General features: G+C 66.4%; 14 protein-coding genes. 10 read left to right on the forward strand and 4 right to left on the reverse strand.

Annotated features, from left to right (window positions below; all coding sequences use genetic code 11):
- Nucleotides 1-33 precede the first annotated feature (33 nt).
- Nucleotides 34-3,261 carry an efflux RND transporter permease subunit gene (locus tag ACPTTF_RS34730; protein WP_423372117.1) on the reverse strand — a complete coding sequence of 1,076 codons (3,228 nt, stop codon included), beginning with the start codon at nucleotides 3,259-3,261 and terminating at the stop codon, nucleotides 34-36.
- A 269-nt stretch (nucleotides 3,262-3,530) separates the two neighbouring features.
- Here ACPTTF_RS34730 and ACPTTF_RS34735 point away from each other — a divergent pair, with 269 nt between their 5' ends.
- Complete coding sequence (locus tag ACPTTF_RS34735; protein ID WP_423372118.1) at nucleotides 3,531-3,809, forward strand: DUF4148 domain-containing protein; 279 nt, start codon at nucleotides 3,531-3,533, stop codon at nucleotides 3,807-3,809.
- Between the two features lie 14 nt (nucleotides 3,810-3,823).
- The gene (locus ACPTTF_RS34740) at nucleotides 3,824-4,051 is read left to right on the forward strand and encodes a hypothetical protein (protein WP_423372119.1); all 228 of its coding nucleotides are present in this window, start codon (nucleotides 3,824-3,826) and stop codon (nucleotides 4,049-4,051) included.
- Nucleotides 4,052-6,365: 2,314 nt separating this feature from the next.
- On the opposite strand, the gene ACPTTF_RS34745 is transcribed toward ACPTTF_RS34740, so the two are convergent.
- Nucleotides 6,366-7,754: an MFS transporter gene (locus ACPTTF_RS34745; protein WP_423372120.1), complete on the reverse strand. Its 1,389-nt coding sequence runs from the start codon at nucleotides 7,752-7,754 to the stop codon at nucleotides 6,366-6,368.
- Between the two features lie 131 nt (nucleotides 7,755-7,885).
- Nucleotides 7,886-8,809, reverse strand: coding sequence for a LysR family transcriptional regulator (locus ACPTTF_RS34750; RefSeq protein ID WP_423372121.1), 924 nt, complete (start codon nucleotides 8,807-8,809; stop codon nucleotides 7,886-7,888).
- Nucleotides 8,810-8,927: 118 nt separating this feature from the next.
- Here ACPTTF_RS34750 and ACPTTF_RS34755 point away from each other — a divergent pair, with 118 nt between their 5' ends.
- The 8 genes from ACPTTF_RS34755 to yjfF all read left to right on the forward strand — a co-directional run bounded on the left by ACPTTF_RS34755 (nucleotide 8,928) and on the right by yjfF (nucleotide 16,439).
- Nucleotides 8,928-9,506: a YceI family protein gene (locus ACPTTF_RS34755; RefSeq protein WP_423372122.1), complete on the forward strand. Its 579-nt coding sequence runs from the start codon at nucleotides 8,928-8,930 to the stop codon at nucleotides 9,504-9,506.
- 27 nt (nucleotides 9,507-9,533) lie between these two features.
- Nucleotides 9,534-10,139, forward strand: a complete 606-nt coding sequence (locus ACPTTF_RS34760; RefSeq protein ID WP_423372123.1) for an FMN-dependent NADH-azoreductase — start codon at nucleotides 9,534-9,536, stop codon at nucleotides 10,137-10,139.
- Between the two features lie 36 nt (nucleotides 10,140-10,175).
- Entirely contained in the window at nucleotides 10,176-11,027 is an 852-nt protein-coding gene (locus tag ACPTTF_RS34765; RefSeq protein ID WP_423372124.1) for a pirin family protein, read from the forward strand.
- Nucleotides 11,028-11,071: 44 nt separating this feature from the next.
- Nucleotides 11,072-11,446 carry a hypothetical protein gene (locus ACPTTF_RS34770; RefSeq protein ID WP_423372125.1) on the forward strand — a complete coding sequence of 125 codons (375 nt, stop codon included), beginning with the start codon at nucleotides 11,072-11,074 and terminating at the stop codon, nucleotides 11,444-11,446.
- Between the two features lie 332 nt (nucleotides 11,447-11,778).
- Nucleotides 11,779-12,741: an ABC transporter substrate-binding protein gene (locus tag ACPTTF_RS34775; protein WP_423372126.1), complete on the forward strand. Its 963-nt coding sequence runs from the start codon at nucleotides 11,779-11,781 to the stop codon at nucleotides 12,739-12,741.
- 61 nt (nucleotides 12,742-12,802) lie between these two features.
- The gene (locus ACPTTF_RS34780) at nucleotides 12,803-14,317 is read left to right on the forward strand and encodes a sugar ABC transporter ATP-binding protein (protein ID WP_423372127.1); all 1,515 of its coding nucleotides are present in this window, start codon (nucleotides 12,803-12,805) and stop codon (nucleotides 14,315-14,317) included.
- The gene (locus ACPTTF_RS34785) at nucleotides 14,314-15,354 is read left to right on the forward strand and encodes an ABC transporter permease (protein WP_423372128.1); all 1,041 of its coding nucleotides are present in this window, start codon (nucleotides 14,314-14,316) and stop codon (nucleotides 15,352-15,354) included. The genes ACPTTF_RS34780 and ACPTTF_RS34785 overlap by 4 nt, the downstream gene beginning before the upstream one ends.
- Nucleotides 15,351-16,439: a galactofuranose ABC transporter, permease protein YjfF gene (gene yjfF, locus ACPTTF_RS34790; protein WP_423372129.1), complete on the forward strand. Its 1,089-nt coding sequence runs from the start codon at nucleotides 15,351-15,353 to the stop codon at nucleotides 16,437-16,439. The genes ACPTTF_RS34785 and yjfF overlap by 4 nt, the downstream gene beginning before the upstream one ends.
- A 107-nt stretch (nucleotides 16,440-16,546) precedes the next feature.
- Here the strand turns inward: yjfF and ACPTTF_RS34795 are convergent, their stop codons facing one another.
- Entirely contained in the window at nucleotides 16,547-17,635 is a 1,089-nt protein-coding gene (locus ACPTTF_RS34795; protein ID WP_423372130.1) for an aldose epimerase family protein, read from the reverse strand.
- Between the last annotated feature and the right edge of the window lies 1 nt (nucleotide 17,636).

Below are 17,636 nucleotides of genomic sequence, written 5' to 3' on the forward strand. Positions count from 1 at the left end.
GAGGAAATCGGCGGGTATTCCGGGCAACCGTGCTCAGGGCAGTGCCGGCGTGTCCGGCACGCGGCGTGCGGCGGCCGCATCGCGGCGCCGTTCGAGCCACGCATGGACGAAGCCGAACACGACGGGCACGAACAGCAGCGTCGACACCGTGCCGAACGCCAGGCCGCCGATCACCGCGCGGCCGAGCGGCGCGTTCTGTTCGCCGCCGTCGCCGAGGCCGAGCGCCATCGGCAGCATGCCGATCAGCATCGCGAGCGCGGTCATCACGACCGGGCGGAACCGGCTGAAACCCGCGTCGAGCGCGGCCTGCCACGGCGGCGTGCCGCCGGCGCTCAGCTCGCGCGCCGCGTTGACGACGAGAATGCTGTTCGCGGTCGCGATGCCGATGCACAGGATCGTGCCGGTCAGCGCGGGCACCGACAGCGTCGTGTTCGTGACGAACAGCATCCACGCGATGCCCGCGAGCGATGCGGGCAGGCCGCTGACGATCACGAGCGGGTCGAGCCACGACTGGAAATTCACGACCATCAGCAGGTAGACCAGCGCGATCGCGAGCACGAGGCCGCTCAGCAGCCCCGCGAACGACTGGTGCATCGCCTGCACCTGGCCGCGCAGCACGATCGACGAGCCGGGCGGCAGTTGCGCGCGTGCGGCGTCGACGAGCTTCGTCACGTCGGCCGTCACGCCGCCGAGATCGCGGTCCTGCACCGACGCGAAGATGTCGAGCACCGGCTGCACGTTGTAGTGCGACACGACGGCCTGCTGCTCGGCGCGCGAGAAAGTGCCCAGCGTGCCGAGCAGGTTCTGCGCACCCGCGCCGGCCGCGGGGCCGCCCGCGGGCGTCTGCGGCGATTGCGCGGCGGTCGGCATTGCGATGTTCGCGAGCGACTGCAGCGAATTGACGTCGTACTGCGGCGTCTGCACCAACACCGGGTAACTGACGCCGTTGGCCGGGTTCAGCCAGAAGTTCGGCGTGGTCTGCGAGCTGCCGGACAGCGCGATCAGCAGGTTCTGCGACACGTCGCGCTGCTGGAGCCCGGCCTGGATCGCCTTGGTGCGATCGACGTCGACGTTGATCGCGGGTGCGTCGCCAGGCTGCTGGATGCGCGCGTCGACGAGGCCGCGCACGCCGCGCAGTTGCGCGAGCAACCGGTTCGCGACCACGCGGTTCGCATCGAGCCGGTTGCCGACGATCTGGATGTCGATCGGCGCGGGCAACCCGAAGTTGAGGATCTGGCTGACGATGTCGGCTGGCAGGAACGCGAAGGTCACGCCCGGGAACGCCTGGTTCAGCAGGTTGCGCAGCTTCGTCACGTACTGCGTGGTCGGCCGGTGGTTCGGCTTCAGCGTGATCATGATGTCGGCATCGCCGGCGCCGACCGGATCGGACGAGTCGTAGGTCAGGTTGATCCCGCTGACCGGCACGCCGATATTGTCGAGCACGCCGGCCAGTTCGTTCGCCGGGATCACCGAGCGGATCCGCGCCTCGACCTCGTCGGTCAGGCGCGCGGTCTCCTCGATCCGCGTGCCGGTCGGCGCGCGCAGGTGCAGCCGGATCTCGCCGGTATCGACCGACGGGAAGAAATCCTGCCCGGCGACGGCGAACAGGCTCGTGGAAGCCACACAGGCGAGCAGGAACGCGGCCGTGAAGCGGCGGCGGTTCGCGATCGCGGCCGACAGCAGCGCGCGATAACGCGCGCGGACCGCCTCGAAACGATGCTCGAAGGCGGCCTGGAAGCGCGCGAAGCGAGCGAAGATGCGGCGCGGCGGCCTGCCGTGCCCCTTTGCGCGCATCAGCACCATCGCAAGCGTCGGGATCAGCGTGCGCGAGAAGAAGTACGACGCGATCATCGCGAAGATCACTGCTTCGGCCATCGGCACGAACAGGTAGCGCGCGACGCCCGTCAGCAGGAACATCGGCGCGAACACGATGCAGATCGACAGCGTCGACACGAAGGTCGGCACGGCGATCTCGCCCGCGCCGGTCAGGATCGCCTCCTCGAGCGGCGCGCCGCGTTCGAGGTGGTGCGTGATGTTCTCGATCGCGACGGTCGCATCGTCGACGAGAATCCCGACCGCGAGCGCGAGCCCGCCGAGCGTCATGATGTTGATCGTCTCGCCGAGCGCGGCCAGCGCGCACAGCGACGTCAGCACCGCGAGCGGGATCGTCACCGCGATGATCAGCGTCGCGCGCCAGCTGCCGAGGAACAGCAGGATCATCAGCGCCGTCAGGCACGCGGCGATCAGCGCTTCGCGCGCGACGCCCTGGATCGCCGATTTCACGAACACCGACTGGTCGCCGAGCGGCGTGATGTGCAGCGCCTTCGGCAGGCCGGCCGCGATCTTCGGCAGCATCGCCTTCACCTGGCCGATGATCGTCAGCGTCGATGCGCTGCCGGTCTTCTCGACCGTCAGCAGCGCCGCGCGCTTGCCGTCGCTGCGCACGATGTTGGTCTGCGGCGCGTAGCCGTTGCGCACGTGGGCCACGTCGCGCACGTAGACGACGTTGCCGCCGATGGTCTTCACCGGCAGGTCGTTCAGCGCGGCGACGGTCTGCGTGCTGCCGTTCATCTGTACGCTGTATTCGCGCGCGCCGATCTTCGCGGTGCCGCCGGGCAGGATCAGGTTCTGCGCGTTGATCGCGTTGACCACGTCGATCGGTGCGAGCCCCTTGGCCTGCAGCGCGCGCATGTTCAGGTCGACGACGATCTCGGGCACCTTGCCGCCGAACGGCAGCGGCACGGCCGCGCCCTGGACAGTCGCGAGCTGCGTGCGGATGAAGCTGTTGCCGAGGTCGTACAGCTGCTGCTCGGCGAGCGTGCTGCTCGACAGCCCGAGCTGCAGGATCGGCACCGTCGACGCGTTGTACGTGATGATGTTCGGCGGCAGCGTGCCGGGCGGCAGGATCCGCAGGATCGACGCGGAGTTGCTCGACGCTTCGGCGATCGCGCGATTGATGTCCGCGCCGGGGTGGAAGAAGATCTTCACGACCGACACGCCGTTCAGCGATTGCGATTCGATGTGCTCGATGTCGTCGACGTCGGACGTGAGCGCGCGCTCGTAGTTGGTCGTGATGCGCCTGGCCATGTCCTCGGCGGAAAAGCCGTTGTACGACCAGACGATGCTGACGACCGGGATGTCGATGTTCGGAAAGATGTCGGTCGGCGTGCGCAGGATCGCGAGCGTGCCCGCGATGAAGATCAGCAGCGCGAGCACGACGAACGTATAGGGCCTGCGCAACGCCAGCCGGACGATCCACATGATGTTTTCCTCGAAGCAGGGCACGGGCGCCGCAATGGATGCGACGAGCGTGCAGTCTGCCGATGCCGCGTTGACCCGGCCCTGACTCGAAGATTACGAAGCTGTTATCTGCGGGTTGCGCCGCAGATTTCAGGATTGTCATGTGGCGGTCAGCGTCGTGCCGGCCGCGGTCACCAGAATGAAGGTGTCGGGCGGCGAACCGCATCCGCGGCACCGCCGGCGGCGCATCGACGATGCGTCCTCATCGAACCGTTCTGGGGAGTTTCATCATGAATCGCAGACTGATCGCAGCGACCGCGCTGCTCGCCCTCGCCATCGGCACGCCGGTTGCCGCTTTCGCGCAGACGTCATCGTCGGGCCCGACGCGTGCCGACGTGATCGCCGATCTCGTTCAGGCGCAGCGCGACGGCACCGTGCCCACGTCGAACTGGGACTATCCGCCGAGCACGCAGACGATCGCGCGCAATCGCGAGCTCTATGCGATCGCGCACGGCGAGCAGGCCACCGCGACGGCGTCGGCGCCGGTGCCGGCCGTCAGCGCGCAGTAACCGGGAGACAGGCGATGAAGCGCCTTTCCCGACTGGCGATCGCTGCGCTGCTCGCGGCGGCGGTCGCGCCCGCGTTTGCACGCGGGATGCCGCAATTGCCCAATGACGACGGCAGCCGCGCCAGCGTGTTGCGTGAGCTGAACCCGACACGCGTGGCCGGCGACGCACGGCCCCACGCGGCGGGCGCCGTGTCGAATCAGCGTGGCGAGACCGACAGGAAGGCAGCGACTTGCCGGACCTGAGCGTCGTCGAGCGCTACCGCGACTGCCGTCATGCTGCCCGGTTTCGCGGGCGACTGGGAGGCGCGGGCCTGGAATTCGTGCAAGCGCGAGATCGTGCAGGCGGCCGGTTCGTCGTCAATGGCCGGACAGTGCGCGCCGCTTCCGTGACCGCCTGCCGCGACGAGTTTTGGAGCCGGCGGCGCCTGTATTTTTAGCAGCGACCAGTGTTGCCTCGAAAAGTATGCAGAGAGTATCTGCGTGTCATGTTCGGACGGTCCTCGTGCGAATACGTCCACGGTTGGTTTGACGGGGATTCCCATGGCGCGTCTTCGATAATTTTGGGACGGATGCTATCGCTTGTGGGACTGAAAGCCTCCTCCGAAAACAACTTATTGGATGTTGGTCTGATTCGCACCAATCGAATTGCAATCGCGCCCAGGCCACGGGCGTCCACCTGACATCTTCCGCTCTTGTGGGCTTCTCGGTATCGAAGTTGGGGAGATCGCTAAAGATTTCCGATTCGGTGCCGTAAACGGTTAGGGATAATCTTTCGCACGGAGGCGGAGGTGGCAGTCACAACGAAGAAGACAAAACGACCGCTAAATAAATGTGCCAGCTGTGGCAAGACTTGGTATCCCCGGGGTAGTAATGTGTCGAGTCGATGCCCAAGCTGCGGCAGCAGTAAGACAAAGATTGCAGGGTTGGGAATATTAGGGACGATTGGTAGTTTTGTTTTGATAGCGATACTTACTGGTCATCCTAGCAAGCCAGCCGAAAATAAAAGTTCGGCGATCGATACAAGTCCGGTTTCTGCGGCCTTCGAGACGAACGCAGCAACCGAGACGTCACCTCCAGAGGCGAGCGCAAACGCGAGCACGGGCGACGCATCGCGAGACTACGCGAGTAGTGTGCGAGTTCAGCCTCAAAACCCGGTGAACGAGGTTGCGACGTCGTCCCAAGGTGAGGACGATGGCATGAAAGACGCTTCGCCGATTCAAGGCGATTCGAACACCGAGACTCAGCAAGGCTCGCAGCGCCCCTCGACGGAGGAAGGTTCGGACGTATTCAAACACCATTAGATGGTTGCCGCTTAAATGTTCGGCGTCTGAATGTGCAACCCTTGATGCGTCGATAACGACGTGTCGATCTTCAGTGCTGGCAGAAAGCGATAGAATCTTTTAGAACCAGATATGACATTTCGCCCGCTAAATCAATGCGAAAATTGCGAATCTACTTGGCATCCTCGGGGCAAGGACTTGTCATCACGTTGCCCGACCTGTGGAAGTCGCAATGTTGGCATCGTTCGCTCATCGTCGTCTCGTTCAGGATGTGCACCGATAGTAGTCGGGATCATCTGTGTCATTTTCGTCATCGGTTGGTTTGGTAGTCACTCACGAGGCTCGTCGCCACAGGCTGATTCTTCAGCATTGCCTGCTGTCGTGGCGAGCGCTGCCGATGCAACCGCCGCATCTGATATCGCAAGTGATGCGATAGCTACGGCGGGCGATTCCAGCAGGGCGTCGGATGCGGCGGGGCTGACATCTGTTGCAGATGTTGGTGGAGCCTCACGATCTGATGCGGGCGATGGGTCTGTCACTGCTGCATCGCAAACCTCTCTGGGGGACCACGTGCCAACAAAGACTTTCCCGACGAGCTTTGATTGTGCGCACGCGCTTAACGATGACGAGATGGCGATATGTGGCGATCCCGGATTAGCCGCAATGGACCGACAGCTTGAGCGGTTGTACGATTCCGCATTGAAGACGATTTCAGATCCGCAGGCCCTTGAAAAGTCGGAAGCTGACTGGTTGGTCACGCGTCAGATGTGCAATAAGGATTTGGAGTGTCTGCGTCGCGTATACGGAGAACGCATAGGTCAATTCATGGGTTCGCTTGGTTCGAAGCCGTTGATACCTATTGTTAGTGACGCCGGTAAGCCTTGACTACTTTGAGCATGATCCCGGCTTGCATGAGCTCGGCGGATTTGGGAGAGGTGCAAGGATTCGATTTAGGGCACCGCCGATGGTCGATGATTCGTTGACAAAAACACTAGCGTCAACGCTTTGGTCGCCCACTCTCGCGGCTGGACTCGTGGATGAGGAAAACGTACTGAAGTAAGCGGCGGCGGCATGGGATCCGTGACGTGAAGACTTGAATTCGAGTTGTAGAGTGCGGCTTTCCAACTATGTGCCACGCATCAGGGTTCGTTTGCATTGCATCTGGAACTCACCAATGGTTGGCGCAGGGCAATACGCAAGACGTCGTTCAGACATGGCTTTCAGGTGCTGAAAGGTAGATGGTCTTGAGCTTCGGGCCCCTTGGGATGAGCGCCCCGTCACGTATTCGCCGAAACCTCCGTTACCGCAGTCCCGGCCACCCCCACCGACTCATCGGCCAGCGCCCAGCGCTTCACGAGCCCCGCGATCACGAGCACGGCCACCGCACCGGTCAGCGGCGCGACGGCCATGATCGGGAGAATCTGGCCGAGCCCCAGCCCCGCGCTCAGTAGCGCCGCGCCGGCAAATGCGCTGCCGATCGCGCCCAGCCGTCCGAACGCGTGCATCCAGCTCAATCCGGTCGAACGCGCGACGGTCGGGTAGAAGCGCGCGGTCAGCGCGTTCATGCCGGTATTCGTGCCGGGAATGAACCATCCCCACGCAAAGGCGAGCACCTGCAGGACCCAGAACGTCGACTGCATCCCGTGCACGGCCCAGAGCGACAGTGCCGCCAGGCAAAAGCTCGCGGCGATCACCCGGTAGCGGTCGAAGCGATCCATCAGCCAGCCGATCGCGACCGAGCCCAGCGTGCCGCCCCAGTTCAGGAAGCCGACCATGATCGCGCCTTGTGCGCTCGTATAGCCGGCGTCTTTCGCCATCGTCGGCAGCCAGTTGTACAGCAGGTAAAGGACGAACAGCCCGACGAAATAGCACAGCCAGATCAGGACCGTGCCCGCGATATAGCGCGTCGACAGGATCGTGCCGATTGCGCCGCCTTTCACCTTCGGCTGCGCGGGCAGGAAGAATGTCGTATCAGCCGCCACGCGCGTGCGGCCGATCGCGGCAAGGATCTTCGCAATCAGTTCGGGACGCTTGTTCTGAACCGTCAGGAATGCGACCGATTCGGGCAGCCAGCGCATCAGGATCGGGACGCAGACCACCGCAAGCACACCACCCACCGTCAGCATCGCCCGCCACCCGTAGCTCGGGATGATCCATGCCGCGATGAACCCGCACAGCGCGGCGCCGACCGTGAACCCGCTGTACACGAGCGTCACGAGGAACGAGCGCCGGCGTTCCGGCACGTACTCGGACCACAGCGTCACGACGTTCGGCATCACGGCGCCGAGGCCGAGCCCGGTGACGAAGCGGATCGGCAGCATCGTCGCGAGCGACGTCGCGTGTGCGGTGGCGAGCGTCCCGATACCGATGATCAGCACGCTCGTGACCAGCACGCGCTTGCGGCCGAACCGGTCGGCGATCGGCCCGCCCGACAGCGCGCCGGCCGCCAGCCCGAACAGCGCGGCGCTGAGTACCGGCGCCAGCGCGCTTTTGGTGACGCCCCATTCCTTGATGAGCTCCGGCACGACGAAACCGATGATGACGGTATCCCAGCCGTCCAGCGAGATCACGACGAACGTCAGCAATCCCACCAGCCACTGAAACGGGCTGACGGGGCGTTCGTCGATGAATTCCCGGACGTTGATGGCGCTTCCTGATGCCGGCATGGCTGTCTCCTGCGATGGGGCCCCGGGCCCTTGCATGGGCGTCGGGTGGTCCCCGACGCGATGCCCCGCAGTGTTCGTGTGCCGAAATTCCGCGTCCAACAAGAAATTCCGTTTGCCGCGACAACGAAACCTTATCGGTCGGCCGTTTGCTCCGGGTACCCCGGTATCCCTTGCCCCAGCTTTTCCAGCAGAAATTCGGCGACGAGCGTGACCGCGGGCGGCAGCGGCGGGCGGCTCGTATAGACGAGCTGCAGCCCGAGGCCCGTGCTCGAGCGTCGATAGGACGGCAGCACGCGCACCAGCTTGCCTTGCTCGATCGCAGGCTCGACGAGCAACTGCGGCACCAGCGCGATGCCCAGCCCGGCGATGCAGGCTTGTACGACCACGCGCATGTCGTTGACCGAGAAGCGGCCGGCGATCGAGATTTCCTGCGTGCCGCGCGGCCCCTGCAGGCGCCACATGCTGCGCCCCTGGCGGCTCGACACGGTGAGGCAATCGTGGTCGGCCAGGTCGCGCGGCGTGCGTGGCGCGCCGCGTCGTTCGAGATAGGCGGGGCTGGCGGCGAGGATCATCGTGCCCGGCGCGATCCGGCGCACGCGGAAGCTGCCGCCCGTCTCGATGCCGATGCGCAGCGCGAGGTCGATGCGCTCCGCAATCAGGTCGGACGGCGTGTCGTCGAGCAGGAAGTCGATGCTGATCTGCGGATAGCGCGCATAGAACTCGGCGAGCCATTCCAGCTTGAAGAATTCGAACAGGCCGGCCATTGCCGCCACGCGCACGGTGCCGGACGGTTCCTGCCCGTCCGCATGCTGCCGCTCGATCTCGAAGATCCGGTCGAGCGCCGGCGCATAGCGTTCGAACAGCGCCTGGCCTTCGGTGCTCGGCGCGAGCTTGCGGGTCGAGCGGTGCAGCAGGCGTGTGCCGATCTGCCCCTCGAGCTGGTCGATGCGCCGGCTCAGCGTGTTGGCCGGCATGCGCAGGCGCCGCGCGGCCTCCGAGAAGCTGCCGGCCCGGACCACCTGGACGAACAGCGCGAGATCATTCAGATCGAGCATCGGATTCCTCCAAAAATGGATTAATCAAATCCTATTTATCCGTCTAGTGTAAAGCGGCTTCAGTGTCCATACTGGTTTCACGCTACAGACGAACCCCTGATGTCCCACGGAGATTGAATTGAACAAGCCCCTGACGTTCGCGGCTGGCCTGCTCGCCGCCTCGCTGTCGTTTTCCGCATTCGCCGCCGCGTCGACGTACCAGTTCGATCCGGACCATACGTACCCGAGCTTCGAGGCCGATCATATCGGCGGCCTGTCGGTCTGGCGCGGCAAGTTCGACAAATCGGGCGGCACGGTGACGCTCGACCGCGCGGCGAAGACCGGCACTGTCGACGTGACCACCGCGATTGCATCGGTGCATACCGGCAGCACGAAGCTCGACCAGGACCTGCAGTCGAACCAGTTCTTCGACGCGTCGAAATTCCCGCAAGCGACTTACAAGGGTGCGATCACGTTCGACGGCGACAGGCCGGCGACGGTGGTCGGCAATCTCACGATGCACGGCGTGACGCGTCCGCTCACGCTGAAGATCGATTCGTTCAAGTGCATGCCGCATCCAATGCTCAAGCGCGAAGTGTGCGGCGTCGACGCGGTGGGCGAGTTCGACCGCAGCGACTTCGGCGTCGATTTCGGCAAGGCGTACGGCTTCAGCATGAAGACCCGCCTGCTCATCACGGCCGAAGCCATCAAGCAGTAATCCCGTCATCCCGTTCGGAGAACCCTCATGAAACTGCTGCACATCGATTCCAGCATCCTCGGTCAAGGCTCGGTCAGCCGCGAACTGTCGGCGGAGGTCGTCGCGACCTTCCGCGCCCGCGATCCCGGCCTCACGGTCACGCGCCTCGATCTCGCCGCGACGCCAATCGGCCATCTGACCGGCCTGCACCTGGCCGCTGCGCAGGGCGCGCCCGTCGACGACGCGCTGAAGGCGGACGTCGAGATCGGCCAGCGCGCGCTCGACGAATTCCTCGCGGCCGACATCGTGGTCATCGGCGCACCGATGTACAACTTCGGCATCGCGTCGCAACTGAAGGCGTGGATCGACCGCATCTCGGTGGCCGGCAAGACTTTCCGCTATACCGAGAACGGGCCGGAGGGCCTGTCCGGCGGCAAGAAGCTGGTCATCGCATCGTCGCGCGGCGGCGTGTACAGCGCAGGCTCGCCGGTGGCCTCGTTCGATCATCAGGAAACCTATCTGAAGGACGCGTTCGGCTTCCTCGGCATCACGGACATCACGTTCATTCGCGCGGAAGGCGTCGCGATGGGGCCGGACAAGCGCAGCGGCGCCATTGCATCGGCGAAGGAAGCGGCGGCGGCACTCGCGGCCTGACGCAACGGGCCGGATGCCGGCCACAGGAGAACCACCATGTTGAATGCCCTCGAACCCGTTTCGCAGGCCACCGTCGCCGGTCGTCACGTCGTGTTCCGCACGCACGGCCACGCGCATGGCCCGGTCGTGCGGATGGTGAGCCCGTCCGACGTCGGCGAGATGATCAAGCCGTTCGTCTTTCTCGACCTGGTCGATACGCAGGCGCCGATCGGGGCGCAAGCCTTCGGCTGGCACCCGCATTCGGGCATTGCGACGCTGACGCTCGCGATCGATGGACGCGGCACCTACGCCGAATCCACCGGCCACGAGGGCACGATGGCGCCCGGCGACATCGAATGGATGAGCGCGGGGCGCGGCGTCTGGCATACGGGTTCGGTCGTGCCGCCGGTCAAGGCGTTCCAGCTGTGGGTCGCGCTGCCGCCGGGGCGCGAGCTGGCGCCGGCGTACAGCCAGCATTTGTCGATCGACGACATCCCGACCGACGGCCCGGCGCGCGTGCTGCTCGGCCGCCACGGCGACGCGGTCAGCCCGATCGATGCGCTGGCGGGCATCAACTACCTGGTCGTGCAACTGAAGGCCGGCGAGCGCTGGACCTGCCGGCCGCCGCAGGGCCACCGGGTCGGCTGGACGGCCGTGATGGACGGCAGCCTGCGTACGCCGGATGCGGTCGGCCAGGGTGAACTGGTCGTGTTCGACGCGTCCGACGCAGCGATCGAATTCGAGGCCGTGACCGATGCGCGCTTCGTGGTCGGCACCGCGATTCCGCATCCGCACGAGCTCCATCTGGGCTACTACTCGGTGCATACGAGCGCGGCCGCGCTGGCGGAAGGCGAACGCGAAATCGTGCGCATCGGCCACGAATTGCGCGCGAAGGGCGTGATGCGCTGAGCGGCCCGCCGGCCGAGCGCGCTCCGCTGGATCTGGCGGGCGCGGTGACCGTTACCGCGTCGCTGATGCTGGCCGTCTACGCGATCGTGCACGGCAATGCAGCAGGCTGGACATCGGCGCAGACGCTCGTCCAGCTCGGTGTCGCGCTCGGTGTTGCGCTCGTGCTCGCGATCGCGTTCGTCGTCGTCGTCGAGTCGCGCGTGCCGCAACCGCTGATGCCGCTGCGCCTGTTCGCGCGGTCGTTCATTTCCGCGCTGCACCTGCAGCGAGTGCTGCACTACGGCGCGATGCAGACCGGGCTCGCGTTCCTGCCGGCCAGCGTCGTGATGGCGGGGTTTTCGCGGGGCTTGTCGCCGAAGCGGGTGATGCGGTTCGGGATTCGCGCGACGCTGTCGTCCGGCCTGCTGGTCGCGATCTGAAACGGGTCTGCAGCTTTCTCTTCCATTACGGCATCGCGGTCTGGCCGGCGCATTCACGAATGCGCCGGCCTTTACGCATTCGTCACCGCCAGGCCGCGCCTGGCAGCCGCGCCGGCTACCCGGCACGTTTAGGTGTTTATACGTATGCCGATTCCGATATCTCCCCAATCCAATATTTCATTGGAAGGTTATCGGACTTGTTTCTAGACTGATGCGGGGCATGCAGACCGGGCCGGCCGCACGCGCCGGCTGGCCGCAGCCCCTCCCCGCATCCGCGCCACGCAGAACGAGAACAGCGCAGCGGCATACAACGACATCATCGGAGACGGACCATGACATTCATCAGGAAGCTGACGGCCGGCGCGCTCGTCGCCGCGGCGACGGTGTTCGCGCCCGGCGCGTTCGCGCAGCAGAAGCCGATCACGCTCGGGTTTTCGCAGGTGGGCGCGGAAAGCGCGTGGCGCACCGCGAACACCGTGTCGGTGAAGGGCGCGGCGAAGGACGCCGGCATCAACCTGAAATTTTCGGACGCGCAGCAGAAGCAGGAGAACCAGATCCGCGCGATCCGTTCGTTCATCGCGCAGAAGGTCGACGTGATCGCGTTCTCGCCGGTCGTCGAATCGGGCTGGGAACCGGTGCTGACCGAAGCGAAGGCAGCGCACATCCCGGTGATCCTGACCGATCGTGCGGTCGACGTGAAGGACCCGTCGCTGTACGTGACGATGATCGGCTCGGACTTCCTCGAGGAAGGGCGGCGCGCGGGCCACTGGATGGAAGAGCACTACAAGAACGACGCGGGCCCGATCAACATCGTCGAGTTGCAGGGCACGGTCGGCTCGGCGCCGGCCAACGATCGCCGCGCGGGGCTGCTGGAAGTCATCAAGAACAATCCGAAATTCAAGGTGATCGCGTCGCAGAGCGGCGACTTCACGCTCGCCGGCGGCAAGCAGGTGATGGAGGCGTTTGCGAAGACCTACGGCAAGCAGATCAACGTCGTGTATGCGCACAACGACGACATGGCGCTCGGCGCGATCCAGGCGATGGAGGAAGCGGGGATCAAGCCCGGCAAGGACGTGAGCGTCGTGTCGTTCGATGCGACGAAGGGCGGCTTCCAGGCGATGATCGCCGGCAAGATCAACGTCGACGTCGAATGCAGCCCGCTGCTGGGCCCGCAACTGATGAGCGCGGTGAAGGACGTCGTCGCCGGCAAGCAACTGCCCAAGCGGATCGTCACGAACGAGACGGTGTTCCCGATGAGCGTCGCGGCGCAGGTGCTGCCGAACCGCAAGTACTGATGTCCCGCACGGGCGGCGGTGTGGCCGCCGCCCGCATCGCAACCGTTTCGACGGAGGGGTCATGACGCATACGCCGGTGGTCGAGATGACCGGCATCGACAAGGCATTCCCGGGTGTCAGTGCGCTGCGGCGCGTGGACTTCCGGCTGTATCCGGGCGAGATCCATGCGCTGATGGGCCAGAACGGCGCGGGCAAGTCGACGCTGATCAACGTGCTCACCGGCGTGCATGCGCACGACGCGGGCGAGATTCGCGTCGGCGGCCGGCCCGTGCGCTTCGCCGCGCCGCGCGAAGCCGAGGCGGCCGGGATCCAGACGCTCTACCAGGAAGTGAATCTGTGCACGAACCTGTCGGTCGCCGAGAACATCTTCGCGGGCCGGCAGCCGATGCGGCGCGGCGCGATCGACTGGAACGCGATCCATGCGCGCTCGCGCGCGGCACTGGCCGAACTCGACCTGTCGCTCGACGTCACGCGCTCGCTCGACGCGTATCCGATCGCCGTGCAGCAGATGGTCGCGATCGCGCGCGCCGTTTCCGTCGACGCGCGCGTGCTGATCCTCGACGAGCCGACGTCGAGCCTCGACGACGGCGAGGTCGCGCGGCTGTTCGACGTGCTGCGCCGGCTGAAGGCATCGGGCATCACGATCCTGTTCGTCACGCACTTCCTGGAACAGACCTATGCGGTGTCCGACCGGATCACCGTGATGCGCAACGGCGAGCGCGAAGGCGAGTACCTGGCGCGCGACCTGCCGGTCGACGCGCTGGTCGCGAAGATGACCGGCCGCGAGCGGATGTCGGACACACTGCAGGCGGGCGCCACGGCCGTCGGGCGCACCGCCGGCGACGCCGCGCCGTTCCTGTCGATGCGGCAGGTCGGCCGGCGCGGGATGATGAGCGCGCTCGACCTCGACGTGCGTCCGGGCGAGATCGTCGGGCTGGCCGGGCTGCTCGGCTCGGGGCGCACCGAAACCGCGCAGCTCGCATTCGCCGCGGAACGCCCGGATACCGGCGCGATCGAGATCGACGGCGCGCGCACGCGGCTCGCGTCGCCGCACGACGCGGTGCGGCACGGCATCGCGTATTGCCCGGAGGACCGCAAGAAGGAGGGCATCGTCGCCGCGCTGTCGATCCGCGAGAACATCGTCCTCGCGCTGCAGGCGCGGCGCGGCTGGTGGCGGCTGATCGGGCGCGCACGCCAGCGCGAGATCGCCGATACGTACATCGCCCGGCTCGGCATCAAGGCGCGCGACGCGGAGCAGCCGATCGGCCTGCTGTCGGGCGGCAACCAGCAGAAGGTGCTGCTCGCGCGCTGGCTCGCGACGGACCCGAAGCTGCTGATTCTCGACGAACCGACACGCGGGATCGACGTCGCCGCGAAGTTCGACATCATGGAGCGCGTGCTCGCGCTGTGCAAGACCGGGCTCGCGATCCTGTTCATCTCGTCGGAGATCGGCGAGGTCGTGCGCGTGAGCCACCGGATCGCGGTGCTGCGCGACCGGCGCAAGGTCGCCGAGCTGACCGGCGCCGATGCATCCGAGGAACAGGTGTATCGGCTGATCGCGGGAGGCCAGTCATGACGCCGCTGCGTACGCTGTTCCGTCATACGCTGGTGTGGCCGGTGCTGACGCTCGCGTTGCTGTTCGCGCTCGATGTCGCGCATCGTCCGGGCTTCCTGTCGATCGCGCTGCTCGACGGCCACCTGTTCGGCGCACCGATCGACATCCTGAATCGTGCGGCGCCGCTCGTGATCGTGTCGCTCGGGATGACGCTCGTGATCGCGACGCGCGGGATCGACATCTCGGTCGGCGCGATCGTCGCGATTGCCGGTGCGGCCGCGGCGATCGTGCTCGATGCGGACCCGTCGCGCGTCGGCGCGGCGCTGGCCGCCGCGCTCGGCGTCGGGCTGCTCGCGGGCGCATGGAACGGGCTGCTCGTTGCGTTCGTCGGGATGCAGCCGATCATCGCGACGCTGATCCTGATGGTGGCCGGCCGCGGCGTCGCGCAATTGTTGACGGGCGGCCAGATCATCCCGATCGGCGCGCCCGGCTACCTCGCGCTTGGCGGCGGTTATCTCGCGACCGTGCCGTGCGCGGTGTGGATCGCGATCGCGACGATCGCCGCGACCGCGCTGCTCGTGAACCGCACGGCGCTCGGTCTGTTCATCCGCGCGATCGGCGTGAACCCGGTCGCGACGCGCCTCGTCGGGCTGCGCTCGGGCGCGGTGGTGTTCGGCGTGTATCTGTGTTCGGGCGTGATGGCGGCGCTTGCCGGCGTCCTCTTGAGTTCGAACGTGCGCAGCGCCGACGGCAACAACGCGGGGCTGCTGCTCGAACTCGACGCGATCCTCGCGGTGACGCTCGGCGGCACGTCGCTGCTCGGCGGCCGCTTCAGCCTCGCCGGTTCCGTGCTCGGCGCGCTGATCATCCAGACGCTCACCTATACGACCTATTCGATCGGTGTGCCGCCGGAGGCGACGCTCGTCGTCAAGGCGATCGTCGTGATCGTCGTGACGCTGATCCAGTCGGAGGCGGCGCGCGCGCTCGTCGTCCGGCATGCGTCGCGGCTGCTGCCTTCCGCGCGTTCGCGCGCCACCACCGGAGCGACGCCCCGATGACCCGATTCCTTGGCCGGCTCGCCGACCCGCGCACGCTGCCGATCGTCGTGACGATCCTGCTGTTCGTTGCGCTGTTCGGTTTCGGGTCCGTGATGTACACGGGCTTTTTCTCGATGCAGGTGCTGACCGGGCTGCTCGTCGACAACGCGTTCCTGCTGATCGTCGCGATCGGGATGACGTTCGTGATCGTGTCGGGCGGGATCGACCTGTCGGTCGGCTCGGTGGTTGCGCTGACAACGATCTTATGTGCGGTCGGCGCCGAGCGGCTGCACTGGCCGGTGTGGATCATCGTGCCGCTCGTGCTTGCATTCGGCGCGCTGTACGGTGCAGCGATGGGCGCGCTGATCCATTATTTCCGGTTGCAGCCGTTCATCGTCACGCTCGCCGGGATGTTTCTCGCGCGCGGCGCGTGTTTCCTGATCACGACGCAGTCGATCACGATCAACGAGCCGACGTTTCATGCGATCGCGGGCATCGGCGTGCCGCTCGGCGGCGGCACGCTGAGTGCGGGCGCGCTGATCGCGCTCGCGACGCTGGCTGCCGCGATTTACGTCGCGCACTTCACGCGCTTCGGCCGCAACGTGTATGCGATCGGCGGCAACGAGCGCTCGGCGCTGCTGATGGGCTTGCCGGTCGCGCGCACGAAGATCGGCGTCTATGCGCTCAGCGGCTTCTGTTCGGCGCTCGGCGGCGTGGTGTTCACGCTGTACGTGCTGTCGGGCTACGGGCTGCAGGCGCAGGGGATGGAACTCGACGCGATCGCCGCGACCGTGATCGGCGGCACGCTGCTCACGGGCGGCGTGGGCTATGTGATCGGTTCGGTATTCGGCGTCGGCATCCTCGGCACGATCCAGGTGCTGATCACGTTCGACGGTACGTTGAGCTCGTGGTGGACGCGGATCGTGATCGGCGCGCTGCTGTGCGTGTTCTGCGTGCTGCAGCGGGTGATCGAGCGGCATGCCGCGCGGCGGCGCACCGGTGGCACGGGGCTGGGGGAGCGGCCGCGACCAGCCGACGCTGCATCGGCACGGCTGGCAGGGACGGGCGAGGACGCGGCGCTCGTATCGACGATGCGGCGCGTGTAGCGGATTGCGCGACGCGTGCGGCGCAGTGGATCAACAGGGCAGCGGCTGCGCGGTGTGGCCGCGCCGCACCGCACCGCCGGTGCGTGTCCCTGGCGGCGCGCACCGCGTCATGCGCGAACGCCCACGCGATACTGCGTGGTCTGCCGATAGACGGCGCCCGGATGAACGATGACGTCGTCGCGCAGGTCGGCCATGTTGACCTGATCCGGAAAGCCGCCGGCTTCGACGCACAGCGCGGCGTGTCGCGCGCAGCGCGTGCCGCCGCTCACACGCACGCCGTCGAGGTAGTTGCCCGTATAGAGTTGCAGGCCGCGCTGATCCGTCGACACGACCAGCTCGCGGCCGCTTTCCGGATCGTAGATGCTTGCGACGGGCCTGAGCGCGTGCGCGCCGTCGCGCAGCACGAAGCAGTGATCGAAGCCGCGCGCCCTTGCGAGTTGTGCATGCGGCCAGTCGAGGCGCGCGCCGAGCGGCGCGCTCTGCCGGAAGTCGAACGCCGTGCCGGTCACGTCGGCGGTGCCGGTCGGGATCAGTGCGTCGTCGACTTCGAGGAACGCGTCGGCGTCGATGCTCAGCACGTGGCCGCGCACGTCGCCGCCCGCGCGGCCGCTGAGGTTGAAATAGCTGTGATTCGTCAGGTTGAGCGGCGTGGGCGCGTCGGTGACGCCGGTGTAGTCGATCGTCAGCGTGCCGTCGTCGTCGAGCGCATAGCGAACCTGCACGCTCACGTTGCCCGGAAAACCCGCGTCGCCTTCCGGCGAGTCGAGCTGCAGCGTCAGCCCGCCGCAGTCGTCGACGACGGCCCAGCGCTGGCGATGAAAGCCGTTTGCGCCGCCGTGCAGCAGATTGCCGCGCTCGTTGCGATCGAGCCGGTAGTCGACGCCGTCGAGCGTGAAGCGCGCGCCGGCGATCCGGTTCGCCCACCGGCCAATCGTCGCGCCGAGGTAGACGCCCGATTCGACGTATTCGGCGGGCGTGTCGTGCGCGAGCACGATATCGGCGAAGCGTCCGGTACGGTCGGGCGCGAGCCACGACACGACGGTCGCGCCGAGATCGCTGACGACGACGCGCATCCCGTGCGCGTTGCGCAGCGTATAGCGCCGCACCGGGTCGCCGTCGGGCAGCGTGCCCCACGGTTCGGAAGGCACGCGTGCGACGCCGGGCGTCAGACGGGGTGAGTCGGTATCGATGTGCATG

It is taken from the genome of Burkholderia crassaminum, assembly GCF_964265005.1.
Lineage (GTDB): Bacteria > Pseudomonadota > Gammaproteobacteria > Burkholderiales > Burkholderiaceae > Burkholderia.

Bases quoted from the DNA above. Each gene is read 5' to 3' on its own strand.
- ACPTTF_RS34760 (WP_423372123.1), top strand. From the start codon at position 9,534: ATGAAACTGCTGCACATCGATTCCAGCATCCTCGGTCAAGGCTCGGTC.
- ACPTTF_RS34730 (WP_423372117.1), bottom strand. From the start codon at position 3,261: ATGTGGATCGTCCGGCTGGCGTTGCGCAGGCCCTATACGTTCGTCGTG.
- ACPTTF_RS34785 (WP_423372128.1), top strand. From the start codon at position 14,314: ATGACGCCGCTGCGTACGCTGTTCCGTCATACGCTGGTGTGGCCGGTG.
- ACPTTF_RS34795 (WP_423372130.1), bottom strand. From the start codon at position 17,635: ATGCACATCGATACCGACTCACCCCGTCTGACGCCCGGCGTCGCACGC.
- ACPTTF_RS34750 (WP_423372121.1), bottom strand. From the start codon at position 8,809: ATGCTCGATCTGAATGATCTCGCGCTGTTCGTCCAGGTGGTCCGGGCC.
- ACPTTF_RS34745 (WP_423372120.1), bottom strand. From the start codon at position 7,754: ATGCCGGCATCAGGAAGCGCCATCAACGTCCGGGAATTCATCGACGAA.
- yjfF (WP_423372129.1), top strand. From the start codon at position 15,351: ATGACCCGATTCCTTGGCCGGCTCGCCGACCCGCGCACGCTGCCGATC.
- ACPTTF_RS34765 (WP_423372124.1), top strand. From the start codon at position 10,176: ATGTTGAATGCCCTCGAACCCGTTTCGCAGGCCACCGTCGCCGGTCGT.
- ACPTTF_RS34740 (WP_423372119.1), top strand. From the start codon at position 3,824: ATGAAGCGCCTTTCCCGACTGGCGATCGCTGCGCTGCTCGCGGCGGCG.
- ACPTTF_RS34780 (WP_423372127.1), top strand. From the start codon at position 12,803: ATGACGCATACGCCGGTGGTCGAGATGACCGGCATCGACAAGGCATTC.
- ACPTTF_RS34735 (WP_423372118.1), top strand. From the start codon at position 3,531: ATGAATCGCAGACTGATCGCAGCGACCGCGCTGCTCGCCCTCGCCATC.
- ACPTTF_RS34775 (WP_423372126.1), top strand. From the start codon at position 11,779: ATGACATTCATCAGGAAGCTGACGGCCGGCGCGCTCGTCGCCGCGGCG.